This is a genomic window from Bradyrhizobium sp. USDA 376 (assembly GCF_054063675.1).
In genome coordinates this window covers 4,511,962-4,526,098 of record NZ_JBSSGN010000001.1, presented here as the reverse complement: position 1 = coordinate 4,526,098, position 14,137 = coordinate 4,511,962, and the positions used below count along the sequence as shown (strand labels likewise).

Sequence of the window (14,137 nt, the reverse complement as noted above, 5' to 3'; positions counted from 1 at the left end):
GCAACGAACCTCTTGCCGGGGATATTCCAGATGCCAGCTCCTGTCTCCAAGCCCGACGATCCCGCCCTGCTGCAGATCGACGGCCCGATTGCAACCATCACGCTCAACCGCCCCACAGCGTTCAACTCGATCAACCTCGCCATCGCGCAGAAGCTCGAGCAGCTTGCGAGCTATATCGAAGGCGACGACGCCATCAGGGTTCTGGTGATCGAAGGCGAAGGCCGCGCCTTCTCGGCCGGCGGCGATCTGCAGACGATTGGAGCCGCCGCCGAGGCCGGCACGGTGACGCCAGTCGTCGGCGAGCTGCTCAAGCACTATCACGCCTTCATCGAGATCATCAGGCGCATGCCGAAGATCTCGCTGTCGAGCGTGCACGGCTCGGCCGCCGGCGCCGGCATGGGCCTCGCCTTCGTCACCGACCTCTGCATCGCCGCAGAGGATGCCAAGTTCACGCCGGCCTATGCCAAGATCGGCGTGTCGCCGGACGGCGGCTCCACGGTCGGCATCGTCGGCACGGTCGGCTCGCGCCGCGCGCTGCAGATCTTTCTCGCCGAGGACAATTTTACCGCGCAGCAGGCCTATGAATGGGGTCTCGTCGCCAAGACCGTTCCTGCGACCGAGCTGAAGGCGGCGACGCGGCAGCTCGCCGAGCGCCTCGCCCAGAACCCGCCGGCGGCGATCGCCGGCACCAAGTCGCTGGTCTATGCGGCCACCACCACGCCCGTAAAACAGCAGCTCGAAGCCGAGGAGCACAAGATCATCATGGCGATGAACACGGAGGCGTTTCGCACCGCCGTGAAGAAATTCACGAGCAAGTCGAAGTGACACCCGCGCGCACGTTCTACGGCCTGCGTCACGGCGCGACCGACTGGAATCGCAAGGGACTGTTCCAGGGCCGCACCGACAACCCACTGAACGAGGACGGTCTGCGGCAAGCACACGAGGCAGCTAGCATGTTGCGCGGCGTCGGCATCAGCCGCATCGTCGCAAGCCCCCTGGTGCGCGCGGCGCGAACGGCCGAGATCATCGCGGACGCGATCTCGGTGCCGCTGGCGGTCGATGATCGGATCATCGAGTTCGATTTCGGCAGCTTCGAGGGACTTCCCGTCCGCGACCTCATGGTCAAGCACGGCGTCACATCAGCGACGGGCCTCGTGTCGATCCTGCCTGCCGACGGCGAAAACTGGGACGCCATGGCCGGACGCTCGCTGGCCTGCGTCTCGGCGTGGCTCGCGCGTCACCCTGACGACAACCTTCTGTTCGTCTGCCACGACGCGGTGATGCAAGGAATGGCGAACGCGCTGTGCGGCAGCTACTTCAAGAACAGCCACGGCACGCCGTTCCGCTACGTGCACGAAAACGAGCGATGGCGTGTCGAGCAGGTCGCTATTGCGGACAGATATAGCCCGTCCCCGTCGGCGACTTGAAGCAGCCGACCGATTCCGGGAGCACGTGCCGCGGCAGCCACAGCACCACGCTCGGAAAGTAGATCGCGAACGCGATCGTCGCCAGGAACACCACATAGATCGGCAATGCGGCGCGCAGCGCCTTGGCAAAGCTGATGCCGACGAATTTCGAGGCCATCAGCAGCACCAAACCGTAAGGCGGCGTGATCAGGCCGAAGGCGAGCGTTGCGATCAGCACCACACCCATGTGCACGGCGTTGATGTCGCCGGCTTCCGTCAGCGCGTTGACCAGGGGCATGAAGATGATGATGGTCGGGACCGGCTCGATGAAATCGCCGACCACGGTGAACAGCAGCACCATGAGCAGCATGATCAGATGCGGGTCGTTTCCGGCGATGGACGTGATCCACTCGGCGATATAGGTCGCACCGCGCAAATAGGCGAGCATCCAGCCGAAGGCGTTGGCGGCGCCGATCGTGATCAGCGGCAGCGAGAAGATCAGGCCGGCGAGGCAGAAATCGTACGGGATCTTGCTGATGTGCCCGCGGTTCAGCGCGGGGATCACGACCAGGATGATCCAGACCACGGCGACGACGCCCGCCTCCGTCGGCGTGAACCATCCGGTGAGGATGCCCCCTAACAGGATCACGGGGATCATCAGCGGCAGAGCCGCATCGCCCGCGGCAAACACCACCTGCCGCAGCGGCGCGCGCGGCTTGCGCAGGCCGGACGGGCCGAAGAAATAGCAATAGATCATCAGGCCGAAGCCGATCATCAGCCCCGGCACCACACCCGCCATGAACAGGCCGGCGATCGAGACGTTGCCGACCGCGCCATAGACCACCGCCGTGATGCTCGGCGGCACCAACGCCGCGATGGTCGAGGCCGAGGCGATGATGGCGGCGATGAAGGCGGGCTCGTAGCCCTCGCGCTTCATCGGGCCGCCCAGCGCGCGGCTCATCACGGCGACGTCGGCGGTGGTCGAGCCCGACATCTCCGAGAAGAACATGCTGAAGACGACCACGACCTGCGACAGCCCGCCCCTTATATGCCCGACCAGCGACACCGACAGGTTGGCGATCCGCACCACCACGTTCGCCGAGCTCATGAGCTCGCCGACCAGCAGGAAGAACGGGATCGCCAGCAGCGCCTCGGAATCGACGCCGTCGAAGATCTTCTGGATGATGGCGGCGAGCGAGACGTCCGACAGGATCGCGCCGATGAAGACGCCGGCCATCAGCGAGAACGGCACGGGCACACCGAGATAGCCGAACGACAGGAAGCAGATCGACATCAATGCCAGGACGACGGGTGCGCTCACGGCTGCGCCCTCATCTGTGCCTCGGTGAGACCTGGCGCAGCATCTTCCTCGGGCGGCTCGGGATGGTCGAAGCCGTTGCGCAGGCCGTTGACGAGCTGCTCGATGGTGAACAGGCCGATCAGCACGCCCGAAAGCGGGATGATCGCATAGAGCGAGGCGATCGGCGTGCCCGACGGCAGACGAAAGCTGCCGAAGCCGCGCAGATAGTTCTGATAGCCGTACCAGATCAGGCAGAAGGCGACGCCGAGCACGACGAGACGGATGATCACCTCGACGACCAGCCGCGGCGTGCCATGCATCGCCTCGGAGATCGCGGTGAGATAGAGATGATCGTTGCGCCGGGTCGCGGCCGCCGTGCCGAGGAAGATCGCGTAAATGAACAGCGTCGAGGTGACTTCCTGAAGCCACAGCCAGGGGTGGCCGATGGTGCGGGTGACGATGTCGGCGGTGACCGACAGCGAGAAGCCGAAGCAGAGCACACCGCAGAGGATCATCAGCGCAAGCTCGAGCCAGTCGAGCGCGCGCCATTTCAGGTGGCGCTGGCGTTGAACGAGCAGTTTGTCGGCGATTGCCATCAATGTCCCCCGTCGTTCCGAGCTAGTGCGGAATGATTGAGTTGAGTCGGCGGCTGCGGGTGGTCTGAACCTCTCCCGCTTGCGGGAGAGGCATAGGCCGCCTTCGGCGGCCGTTCCTTAAGATACGCCGAGGTGAAACCTCGGCTATGGCGGAGCGCCGGGTGAGGGCTCTCTCCTCATTGGGAGTCTCTCCGCAGAGGCACCCTCTCCCCTACCCTCTCCCGCAAGCGGGAGAGGGAGTGCACCGTCTGCCGTCGGCCCTAATTGATCGACCGGATCAGATTCTTGATCTTCTCGGCGTGCGGGCCGAGATCCTTGGCGAGCTTGTCGAGATAGGGATCGGCGACCGCCGTAAAACTCTTCTTGTCGACATTGTCGACGATCTTCACGCCCATCTTCTTCAGCTTTTCGGCCGCGGTGCGTTCGAGCTCGAATGCCTTTGCCGGCTCCTTGGAGCTGATCTCGTTGGCCGCGGTCTGCACCCAACCCTTCTGTTCGGCGGAGAGACTCTGCCAGAGCTTGTCGGAGATGAACACCAGCGCGTTGTTGGCTTCGTGTTCGGTGATGTTGAGAACAGGGGCGACCTCGTAGTGCTTGTTGACGAGGTAGACATTGATGCTGTTCTCAGCGACGTCGACCACGCCGGTCTGCAAGCTGGTGTAGACGCTGCCGAACGGCATGTGCACGGTCTGGGCGCCGTAGGCCGGGAACATGGTGTCCTCGGTCGCGGTCGCCTGCACGCGGATCTTCAGGCCCTTGATGTCGCCGACATTGTGGACTTCCCGCTTCGAGTACATGTGGCGCACGCCCTGCGAGCCGGTCGCGATCACGTGCAGACCCTGCGTGGTCTCGTCGATCATGGTCCTCAGCGCCTCGAACACGCGGGGATCGGCGAGGCCCTTGATGACGTGGTTCTCGTCGCGGAACAGGAAGTGCAGGGACATCACGCCGGCCTGCGGCGAGATCGTCGCGGTGTTGGCGGAGGAGATGATCGCGAACTCGACGTCCCCGGCCTTCACGAGCTGGAGCACCTGCGGCTCCTGCCCGAGCTGCGCGCCGGGATACTGGTCGATGATCATGGTGCCCTTGCTCAATTCCTTGAGCTTCTCGGCGAAGAGGTCACCCGCGATGGAATAGCCGGTGTTGCGCGGCTGGTCGTAGGCAAAGCGATAATGCTTTACCTCCTGTGCCCCGGCCCCCGTGACGAACAGCATGGCGGCCGCGGCCACCAACCCATGTAGGAATCTTGGCATGGATCGCGCAATCATCGTTTCCCCCTGTTTTATCGCCCGCCGCTTGTGCGGTCTGAGCGTTCGTGCGAGTCGCTAATCCGTCTTTGGTCCAGTCCTCTGCATAAAGTCGAAATCGCAGCCCTCATCGGCCTGCATGATGGTCTCGTTGAACAGCCAGGCGTAGCCGCGCCGCGCCTCTTCGGGCGCAGCGGCCGGCTTCAAGGCGGCGCGCCGACGCTCCAGCTCGGCGGCGTCGACCAGCAGCTCGATGCTGCGCTTGGCCACATCGAGGCTGATCATGTCGCCGTTCTTCACCAGCGCCAGCGGCCCGCCGACGGCGGATTCCGGGGTGATGTGCAGCACGATGGTGCCGAACGCAGTGCCGCTCATGCGCGCATCGGAGATGCGCACCATGTCCTTGGTGCCGCCGCGCGCGAGCTTCTTCGGGATCGGCAGGTACCCCGCCTCGGGCATGCCCGGCGCGCCCTTGGGGCCGGCATTGCGCAGCACCAGCACGTCGTCGGCGGTAACGTCGAGATCGGGATCGTCGACGCGCAAGGTCATGTCCTCGACGGATTCGAACACCACGGCGCGCCCGGTGTGCTGCAGCAGTTTCGGGCTCGCGGCCGACTGCTTGATGACCGCGCCGCGCGGCGCGAGATTGCCGTGCAGGATGGCGAGGCCGCCTTCCTTCTTGATCGGATTGTTGCGCGGCCGGATCGCGTCCTGGCCGGGCACGTCCTCCGCATTCGCGACGACGTCGCGCAGCGTCTGGCCCGAGATGGTCTTCGCATCGAGATCGACGAGATCGCCGAGATGCGCCAGCAGCTTCGGTACGCCGCCGGCATGATGGAAATGCTCCATGTAGTGCTCACCTGACGGCTTGAGGTCGACCAGCACCGGCACCTCGCGGCCGATCTGATCGAACGCGCCGAGGTCGAGCCGGTGCGGCGAGCGATGCGCCATCGCGGTCAGATGGATCAGGCCGTTGGTCGAGCCGCCGATGGCCTGAAGCACGACCTGCGCGTTCTTGAAAGACGCAGGTGTGAGCAACTCGCTCGGCTTCGGTCCCTTGGTCTTGGCCATCTCGGCAGCAACCTTGCCGCTGGCCTCAGCCAGACGAAAGCGCTCGGCATGCGGCGCGGGAATCGTCGCGCTCATCGGCAGCGACAGCCCCATGGCCTCGATCATGCAGGCCATGGTCGAAGCCGTGCCCATCACCATGCAGGTGCCGACGGATGGCGCGAGGCGCCCGTTCACCGCCTCGATCTCGGCATCGTCGATGTCGCCGGCGCGATATTTCGCCCAGAGACGGCGGCAGTCGGTGCAGGCGCCCAGCACCTCGCCCTTGTGATGGCCGACCACCATCGGCCCAACCGGAATGACCACGGTCGGCAGGTCCGCGCTGATCGCCGCCATCACCTGTGCGGGAAGAGTCTTGTCGCAGCCGCCGATCACGATCACCGCATCCATCGGCTGGGCGCGGATCATCTCCTCGGTATCCATCGCCATCAGATTGCGCAGATACATCGAGGTCGGATGCGCAAAGCTCTCGGCGATCGAGATGGTCGGGAACACGAACGGCATCGCGCCCGACAGCATCACGCCGCGCTTGGCGGCTTCGATGATCTGCGGGACGTTGCCGTGGCAGGGGTTGTAGTCGCTATAGGTGTTGGTGATGCCGACGATCGGGCGCTCCAGCGCGTCGTCGGAATAGCCCATGGCCTTGATGAACGCCTTGCGCAGGAACAGCGAAAAGCCGGCATCGCCATAGCTCGTCAGACCCTTGCGCAAGCCACTCGTCATCACGTCACTCCTTCCAGGTTACCATTGTGGTACAGGCTGCCCCTGGATTGTCAATAAGATTGGTCCATATTGTCGCATTTTCGGCCTATGAACGCTGCTTTGGCCGCAAATTATTGACAATCCATCCCTTCCCTGCTCCACAGGGCGGGCCGGCCAGGCGCCGGGAGGCTGAGGGCATGTCCGACATTCGCACCGCAGACGCCATGACGGTCCGGCGCGACGATCCGGACGACGTCGTCGCGCGGCTGGAGGAAGACATCATCTTCGGCCGCCTCGCGCCCGGCGCGCGCCTCACCGAGGACGCGCTGATGTCGCGCTATGGCACGTCGCGGCACTTCGTGCGGCAGGCGCTGGTGGATGCGGAGCGGCGCGGCATCGTCCGCCGCGAGAAGAATGTCGGCGCCACCGTCCGGTTCTACTCGGCCGAGGAGGTGCGGCAGATCTACGAGGTCAGGGAGATGCTGACCCGGCAGGCCGCGCTGATGATCCCCCTGCCCGCGCCGCAAGGCCTGATCGACGAGCTGGCCGCGCTGCAACGGCAATATTGCGCCAAGGCCGACGTGCAGGATCTGCGCGGCATCCACGAGGCCAACGACGCCTTCCACCTCGCGCTGTTCTCCGCCTGCGGCAATCCCTATCTGGTGCGCTCGCTGCAGGACTACATGAACCTGACGCTACCGATGCGCGCCAAGAACCTCGCCGACCGCGAGGGCCTCGCGCAATCGCGCCGCCAGCACGAGCTGATGATCGAGCTGTTGAAGGGCCGCGACAGCTGGGCGCTGGCGCAGCTCTGCGTCGACCACATGCAGTTCAGCAAGTCGGATTATCTGGCGCGGATTGCGGGCGACAGCTAGCGCCGGCCACTCCTTCGCCTCTCCCCGCTTGCGGGGAGAGGCCGGAATTTGCGCAGCAAATTCCGGGTGAGGGGGACTCGCCGCGAGTCCAACTCTCACCGTCCCCGCGGAAACTCCCCCTCACCCCAACCCTCTCCCCGCAAGCGGGGCGAGGGAGCACACCTGCGATGCCGGCGCCATGGAACTCGACGGAACTCATCCAATCGAGCGGATAATCTTTTGGTAGAATCCGCGCAATCACTCAACCGATTAACGGGTTGTTAGAGGGCTCTATCCCAAATGGTTTCAGAAATACATAACAACCATACCGGGTTCCATTGCCCGGAGCAGTCCCATGAATGTACCTGGTTTCCTGATCGCAGTGGCTTTCGGCGCAGCATTTTTCGCCGCGGAGTATGCATGGTACTACCAGCCCGATTTCATCAACCCGGACGTCCTGTTCAGCACGTTCTCCTCGGAACACATGAAGGCGCGCGCGGCCGTCAAACATGCGCTGATCGATCCGGACTCGGCCAAATTCAGCGCACTGCATTCAGTCGAGGCCGGCGCGGCGAGGTATGTTTGCGGCGGCGTCAAGGCAAGGGACAAGTCCGGCCATTCCATCGATGTCGCTTTCGTCTACACCGTGGCCATTGATTTTGCCCGCATCGACGACGACGGGCGGATCACGCATCAGCGTTCGGGATACAGACCTTGCCCCACTGAGGACAAGGTCGCGCAGCAGCGGCCGGGTGTGTCACCCGGCGTGGCGGCGGTCGTCAAAACCGTTCAGAAGGTCGCCCCCGACGTGCAGACGTCGGTTGCACCCGGCCTGACGTCGCCTGCAGCGTCAGTGGGCGGATCGTCATCCGGCGGCACGATGGAGCAGCAGGTCCGCGAGCTGGCCGCCAAGACCGTTCCGCCTGATGCTGCAAATTCACAAAGCGCAAATCCGCCCGCGAACCGCGGGGCTGCCAAGGAGAGCGAGTTGCGAGCCGATCGGCCTCCGGCCGCCTGGCCCACATTCCCTCCGGATCACGCATTGGCGCGATCAACCCGGAAACGAACCCCGTCCGAAGCACTGGCCCTGGCGAAAGACATCGAAGACCGCTGGAAGAAGGCGGAGTCATCGGCCAACATCTCGATGCGTCCTTCGCCGGAAGACATCAACGAGGCATGCCGCGCGCTGCTCACGATCGATTCAAAGGACGCCGACTATCCAAAAGCGTGGGCTGCGTTTACGCGACTGCAAAAGATGAGTCGGGACATCGCCAGTGGCTGATTTCGGCCGACGCGCTTCGCTCGTCGCCGGACGCACAAAGACCATTCAGTACCGTCTGAGCAAGCCGCGCTCGACGCTGGTCTCGCCATGATCGGCGCAGGCCCGTATCGGGTTCCTGATCAAGTCCGTCCGGACCCGGCTGAATGTCCTTCTGGCGGCTTCGGCGACCTCGGGGCGGAATTTTCCGGGATCGTAGCTCTCGCCATCAAAGGCCTTGATGGCCGCAGCATAGGCGTCGATCATCGCCATCGCGGCATCAGGGCTGCCGAGAAGGCGGGCGCCGAGTTGAACGCTGCCCGAACCATCGACCTCATAGCCGGAGCATCGCTGCTCCAGCACCGCGGATGCGGTGACGAGCTCGTCGAGGAACGCCGCTTCGGCCTCGCTGAGCGCTGCGGCTTGCGCCGGCGCTGAGACGATGAGTGCGAGCATCGCGACGGCTGGCATTGTTTTCAATGTCGCGGTTCTCCCCGTGGCTATCCGCGATCGAAGCTCCGCTGCGAATTGCGGTCGCGCGAGTCGTTTCCTTGGGGCATCAGCTCCGCAAAGCGACGTTGATCCAGATCAATGGGTAGAAAGCCGCCAACGTCCCGAGGCCGCGAGGGCCGGATGATGTCAGTGAGAGAAGACGCGCGTGCCGGCAGTCCACGCCCGCGGGCTTCCGAGGGGACTGGCTCCGATTTCCCAGCCCGCGCCACCCCACAGGGCGTCAACCACGCCAAGATCGCCCGCACCGTCACGGACAAAGAAGAGGTTCGGCGCGGAGCTGGTCTGCAGCGCCCCGCTTTCGCCGTTGGCCTGCAGCTTCAGGAGACACCAGATATCGGCAAGCTTGCTCTCGGCGCGAGCGCCCAGCTCATCGACGATCCGCGCGGCATTCGCGGGATTGTTCAAGACATGAGTCTGCAGAGACGTGTCGTCCGCGGTCTCGACCTTGACGGCGAAGCGGCGTGCGAAGGTCGCGCCGAGCCACGAAATCTTGACGGACGCGGTCGGCGCAATGTCCTCCCTGAAATGCTTGTTCGCAACGAAGGATTCGGTCAGGGGGATGGCGGCCGTTGACGGGGGATCGAGCGGCTCACCAGGCCTGCGCTTGAGCGAGCATTCGATCTTCGCACGCGGAGCGAGCGACGCCGAGCTGCCGCCATCGGCCTTCTTGTCGTCGGCGTAGGCGCTGAAACCCGATGCCGCCAGAACAATCACGAGACATGGGTTGAGCGCTAAGCGGCGCATTGCTGGCGTCCTTGAATGACCGATTCAAGAACAAGGTAAACTGTAGATTGCAGCTGTAAATCGAGGATTAGGTTTCTGGTTAAGCTTAAAGCAAGGAACTCATTTGAGAGAAATGCGAGCTATCTCCGGAACCATATGCGTCGACCTGGCACAGCGCGTGTTTGCAGCCGGACACTTCAATCGGAAACCAGATAACCACGCGGCCTTCTACTTGGCTGCCAAGCGCGCGATCGCCTGACTGGCCGGAGGAACCTGCCCGCCCGGTGCGGATATCGGCTGCGGCGTGGCGCGGCAGCATCTTGCCTGTGCGCGCAGCGGATTGTTCCACGTCCAGCGCACACTCCAGGCTTGGTTGTGGGCGTAGGCCGGGATGCGCCAGAACCAAATGGTTTCGTAGATACTGTCCCCGAATCGCTCCACATCCGGGCGCGGCGTTGGCCAGGATACCGCCGCAACGAGGACGACGGTCAACACCGCGGCCCCTGAGAGAACCATCTTGCGCATCTTGCTTCCACAATCGTTAGAATGAAAAGGGCGGTCATTTCCGCGCAACGCAATGCATAGAAGAAACGCTCACGTGTTCCGACAATAGAACGCCTATTTCCGAAAACGGAAATCCGGAACTCTACGGTGTGCACTCAGACGTTAGACGCAAGGGACGTTTCAGAACCTCCGCCGCAATCGCAATCGTGCCCTCTCCCGGCCCCGCAAGCCGAGCCGGGAGGGCGCACTACATTCGCGTCAAGTGTCAGCGCTTCTTCCAGTCGATGATGCGGCTCGGGTCGGCGTCGAACTCCATGCTGCAGAACGTACCGCCCTGGAAATAATCGCCGACCGGATCCGGCTTCAGCTTGGCCTGCTCGGCCATCGCGTGCTCGCGGAAATCCTCGGCGCGGCCGGTGGGGCGATAGCCGAATTCGTAGGCGCGACTGTTGTCCCACCAGGCGCGCTCGTTGAGGGAGGCGCCATAGAAGACCTCGAAATGGATGTCGGGATGTTCGAGCCCGATGCGGCAGAGCTGCACGAGGTCGTCGGGCTTGAGCCAGATCGAGAGCCGGCGCTGGTCGAGCGGCATGTCGCCGAAATTGCCGATGCGCAGGCAAGTCACCTTCAGCCCATGCTTGTCGGCGTAGAGCGCGCCGACGGCCTCGCCGAACACCTTGCTGACGCCGTAGCGCCCATCCGGGCGGGGGGTGACGTCGGTGCCGATCTTGTGGTGGCGCGGATAGAAGCCGACGGCGTGGTTCGACGAGGCGAACACCACGCGCTTGACGCCCTTGCGATACGCCGCCTCGAACAGATTGTAGCCACCGATGATGTTGGCCTGGAGGATTTGATCCCACGTGCCTTCGACCGAATAGCCGCCGAAATGGATGATGCCGTCGACACCCTCGCAGATCGCCTCGCATTGCGCGAGATCGGCGAGGTCCGCCGCCTTGAATTTTTCGTTCGCGGCGAGATCGGCCGGCGGCTTGATGTCGGAGAGCAGGAGATCCGGGTAGATCGGCGGCAGCAGTTTTCGCAGGCTCGTGCCGATTCCGCCCGAAGCTCCCGTCATCAAAATACGCGGCATATCTTCCCTCGCCTGTGGTGACCGATTTGCGGCCGTAGATAACTGATGCTAGCAGACTTGGACAGAGGGAACGTAACAACGAGAATTGCACATGAACGATGCATCGTCCCGCACTCAAGGCTGGCAGCCGGCGACCTATTACCCCGATCCGGCGATAAAAGCACTGGACCCCCGCTTCGAAAAATACTGGCTGAAACTTTCGGCGGTGGAGCGGCTGGCGACCGGGCTGCGCTGGGCCGAAGGTCCGGTGTGGTTCGGCGACGGGCGCTATCTGCTCTGCAGCGACATTCCGAACCAGCGCATCATCAAATGGGAGGAAGAGACCGGCGCAGTCAGCGTATTCCGCAAACCTTCCAACTTCGCCAACGGCAACACAAGGGATCGCCAGGGCCGGCTGATCACCTGCGAGCACGGCGGGCGGCGCGTGGTGCGCACCGAATATGATGGCAGCATCACCGTGCTGATGGATTCCTTCAACGGCAAGCGGCTGAACTCGCCGAACGACGTCGTGGTCAAATCCGATGGCTCGATCTGGTTCACCGATCCGACCTTCGGCCTGCTCGGCAATTACGAGGGCTACAAGGCCGAGCCGGAGATCGAGCCGAACGTCTACCGGCTCGATCCCGCGACGGGCAAGGCGACCATCGTCGCCGAAGGCGTGCTCGGTCCGAACGGGCTGTGCTTCTCGCCGGACGAGAAGATCCTGTACGTCGTGGAATCACGTGGGCAACCGAACCGCAAGATTCTCGCCTATGACGTTTCGCCTGAGGGCACTTCGATCTCCAGCAAGCGCGTCCACATCGATGCAGGCCCGGGCACGCCCGACGGCATGCGCTGCGACATCGACGGCAATCTGTGGTGCGGCTGGGGCATGGGCGATCCCGAACTCGACGGCGTCGTGGTGTTCGCGCCCGACGGCGTCATGATCGGCCGCATCGCACTGCCCGAACGCTGCGCCAATCTCTGCTTCGGCGGCGTCAAGCGTAACCGCCTGTTCATGGCCGCGAGCCAGTCGATCTACGCGCTGTATGTGAACACGCAGGGCGCGTTGGGGGGATAGTCTCTCCGCAGCGCCGGTCTCGTAGGGTGGGCAAAGCGGAAGCGTGCCCACCACTTCTTGTTCGTCGCGCGATGGTGGGCACGTCGCTACGCTCCTTTGCCCACCCTACGAGACCTCGCGTTGTCGAAACACATTGGCCAAAACAAAAAACGCCGGAGCGGTTTTCCGCTCCGGCGCTTTGTTCGTTCAGGCGCTGAAATCTACGCCGCGTTGAAGCCGGCGACGGCCTTCACTTCGAGGAAGTCCTCGAGGCCGTACTTGCCCCACTCGCGACCGTTGCCCGACTGCTTGTAGCCGCCGAACGGCGCGGTGCGGTCGTTGGGCACGCCCTGGAGGTTGACGTTGCCGGCGCGGATCTGGCGGCCGACGCGCTTGGCGTCCTCGACCGTCGCGCCCGAGACGTAGCCGGCAAGGCCGTACGGCGTGTCGTTGGCGATCTGCACGGCGGCGGCTTCGTCCTTGGCACCGAGGATGGTCAGCACCGGTCCGAAGATTTCCTCCTTCGCGATCGTCATCTCGGGGGTGACGTCGGCGAAGATGGTCGGACGGACATAGAAGCCCTTGTTGACGCCTTCGGGCAGGCCCGGGCCGCCGGCGACGAGGGTCGCGCCCTCGTCGATGCCCTTCTTGATCAGCGCCTGGATCTTGTCCCACTGACCGCGATTGACGACCGGGCCGATGGTGGTGCCTTCGCCGCGGGGATCACCGGCCTTGGTCTTGTCGGCGACGGCCTTCGCGATCGCGGAGACTTCCTTCATCTTCGACAGCGGCACGATCATGCGCGAGGGCGCGTTGCAGGACTGGCCGGAGTTGTTGAACATGTGCATCACGCCGCCGGTCACCGCCTTCGTGAGGTCGGCGCCTTCGAGGATGACGTTCGGCGACTTGCCGCCGAGTTCCTGGCTGACGCGCTTCACGGTGGGCGCGGCGCGCTTGGCCACGTCGATGCCGGCGCGGGTCGAGCCGGTGAAGGAGATCATGTCGATATCAGGATGCTCGCTCATGGCGGCACCGACCTCGGGGCCGAGGCCGTTGACGAGGTTGAACACGCCCTTGGGCACGCCCGCTTCATGGAGGATCTCCGCGAAGATCAGCGCCGAGGTCGGCGTGAACTCCGACGGCTTCAGGATCATGGTGCAGCCGGCGGCGAGCGCGGGCGCGACCTTGCAGGCGATCTGGTTCAGCGGCCAGTTCCAGGGCGTGATCATGCCGACCACGCCGATCGGCTCGCGCAGCACCATGGCGGTGCCGACCGGCTCCTCGAAATGATAGTTCTTGAGCACGTCCAGCGTGGTCATGAGATGGCCGAGGCCGGCGCCGGCCTGCAGCTTCTCTGCCATCGGCAGCGGCGCGCCCATCTCGTCGGAGACGGCGGCGCCGATCTCCTTGAGGCGGGTCTTGTAGACCTCGATGATTTTCGAGAGCAGCGCGACACGCTCGTCGCGGCTGGTCTGGGAGAACGTTGCGAAGGCGCGCTTGGCGGCGGCAACGGCCTTGTCGACATCGGCCTTGGAGCCGAGCGCAACCTCGTACATCGCCTCTTCCGTCGCGGGATTGACCACGGCGGTGGACTTCTTGACGGCGGGATCGACCCAGGCACCGTCGATGTAGAATTGCAAGCGATTGACCATCGTTAACCTCTTCTTGGGGGCTTGGAGGGGGCGTTTCGGCAGGCATCCTTGCACGAAAGCGCCGGCAATTGAACCCGCCATATGCGGGGCCAGCGTTGCGGCGGACGGAGGTTATATGAGCCGATGGCGGGAGGGAGGCAAGGTGGCACCCGCCGTCGTCCTGGCGAAAGCCAGGACCCATTACC

At 64.0% G+C, this 14,137-nt stretch carries 14 protein-coding genes; 5 read left to right on the top strand and 9 right to left on the bottom strand.

Annotated features, from left to right (window positions below; translation table 11 throughout):
• Window positions 1-30 precede the first annotated feature (30 nt).
• Window positions 31-825 carry an enoyl-CoA hydratase/isomerase family protein gene (locus tag ACVJ19_RS21190; RefSeq protein ID WP_453950940.1) on the top strand — a complete coding sequence of 265 codons (795 nt, stop codon included), beginning with the start codon at window positions 31-33 and terminating at the stop codon, window positions 823-825.
• Window positions 822-1,427 (top strand): histidine phosphatase family protein, encoded by a 606-nt coding sequence (locus ACVJ19_RS21185; RefSeq protein WP_453950939.1) that lies wholly within the window; start codon window positions 822-824, stop codon window positions 1,425-1,427. Before ACVJ19_RS21190 ends, ACVJ19_RS21185 begins: the two co-directional genes overlap by 4 nt.
• Here the strand turns inward: ACVJ19_RS21185 and ACVJ19_RS21180 are convergent.
• From ACVJ19_RS21180 to ACVJ19_RS21165, 4 genes are all read right to left on the bottom strand, one after another.
• Entirely contained in the window at window positions 1,387-2,727 is a 1,341-nt protein-coding gene (locus ACVJ19_RS21180) for a TRAP transporter large permease (protein ID WP_453950938.1), read from the bottom strand. The two genes, ACVJ19_RS21185 and ACVJ19_RS21180, sit on opposite strands and share 41 nt — an antisense overlap.
• Window positions 2,724-3,302: a TRAP transporter small permease gene (locus ACVJ19_RS21175; RefSeq protein WP_453950937.1), complete on the bottom strand. Its 579-nt coding sequence runs from the start codon at window positions 3,300-3,302 to the stop codon at window positions 2,724-2,726. Before ACVJ19_RS21175 ends, ACVJ19_RS21180 begins: the two co-directional genes overlap by 4 nt.
• A gap of 260 nt (window positions 3,303-3,562) precedes the next feature.
• Window positions 3,563-4,570, bottom strand: a complete 1,008-nt coding sequence (locus ACVJ19_RS21170; protein ID WP_453950936.1) for a TRAP transporter substrate-binding protein — start codon at window positions 4,568-4,570, stop codon at window positions 3,563-3,565.
• A gap of 57 nt (window positions 4,571-4,627) precedes the next feature.
• Window positions 4,628-6,340: an IlvD/Edd family dehydratase gene (locus tag ACVJ19_RS21165; RefSeq protein WP_453950935.1), complete on the bottom strand. Its 1,713-nt coding sequence runs from the start codon at window positions 6,338-6,340 to the stop codon at window positions 4,628-4,630.
• Between the two features lie 176 nt (window positions 6,341-6,516).
• Between ACVJ19_RS21165 and ACVJ19_RS21160 the strand changes: the two genes are divergently transcribed.
• Both ACVJ19_RS21160 and ACVJ19_RS21155 read left to right on the top strand, forming a co-directional pair.
• On the top strand, window positions 6,517-7,194 hold the full coding sequence (locus tag ACVJ19_RS21160; RefSeq protein WP_453950934.1) for a GntR family transcriptional regulator: 678 nt from the start codon (window positions 6,517-6,519) through the stop codon (window positions 7,192-7,194).
• Window positions 7,195-7,528: 334 nt separating this feature from the next.
• Entirely contained in the window at window positions 7,529-8,455 is a 927-nt protein-coding gene (locus ACVJ19_RS21155; protein WP_453950933.1) for a hypothetical protein, read from the top strand.
• A 45-nt stretch (window positions 8,456-8,500) separates the two neighbouring features.
• On the opposite strand, the gene ACVJ19_RS21150 is transcribed toward ACVJ19_RS21155, so the two are convergent.
• The 4 genes from ACVJ19_RS21150 to ACVJ19_RS21135 all read right to left on the bottom strand — a co-directional run bounded on the left by ACVJ19_RS21150 (window position 8,501) and on the right by ACVJ19_RS21135 (window position 11,261).
• Window positions 8,501-8,902 (bottom strand): hypothetical protein, encoded by a 402-nt coding sequence (locus tag ACVJ19_RS21150; protein ID WP_453955175.1) that lies wholly within the window; start codon window positions 8,900-8,902, stop codon window positions 8,501-8,503.
• Window positions 8,903-9,070: 168 nt separating this feature from the next.
• The gene (locus ACVJ19_RS21145) at window positions 9,071-9,688 is read right to left on the bottom strand and encodes a hypothetical protein (protein ID WP_453950932.1); all 618 of its coding nucleotides are present in this window, start codon (window positions 9,686-9,688) and stop codon (window positions 9,071-9,073) included.
• 207 nt (window positions 9,689-9,895) lie between these two features.
• Window positions 9,896-10,192, bottom strand: coding sequence for a hypothetical protein (locus ACVJ19_RS21140; protein WP_453950931.1), 297 nt, complete (start codon window positions 10,190-10,192; stop codon window positions 9,896-9,898).
• Window positions 10,193-10,436: 244 nt separating this feature from the next.
• Window positions 10,437-11,261 carry an NAD-dependent epimerase/dehydratase family protein gene (locus ACVJ19_RS21135; protein WP_453950930.1) on the bottom strand — a complete coding sequence of 275 codons (825 nt, stop codon included), beginning with the start codon at window positions 11,259-11,261 and terminating at the stop codon, window positions 10,437-10,439.
• Window positions 11,262-11,352: 91 nt separating this feature from the next.
• On the opposite strand from ACVJ19_RS21135, the gene ACVJ19_RS21130 reads away from it, so the two are divergent.
• Window positions 11,353-12,321 carry an SMP-30/gluconolactonase/LRE family protein gene (locus ACVJ19_RS21130; RefSeq protein WP_453950929.1) on the top strand — a complete coding sequence of 323 codons (969 nt, stop codon included), beginning with the start codon at window positions 11,353-11,355 and terminating at the stop codon, window positions 12,319-12,321.
• A gap of 200 nt (window positions 12,322-12,521) precedes the next feature.
• On the opposite strand, the gene ACVJ19_RS21125 is transcribed toward ACVJ19_RS21130, so the two are convergent.
• Complete coding sequence (locus ACVJ19_RS21125) at window positions 12,522-13,952, bottom strand: aldehyde dehydrogenase family protein (protein WP_453950928.1); 1,431 nt, start codon at window positions 13,950-13,952, stop codon at window positions 12,522-12,524.
• Between the last annotated feature and the right edge of the window lie 185 nt (window positions 13,953-14,137).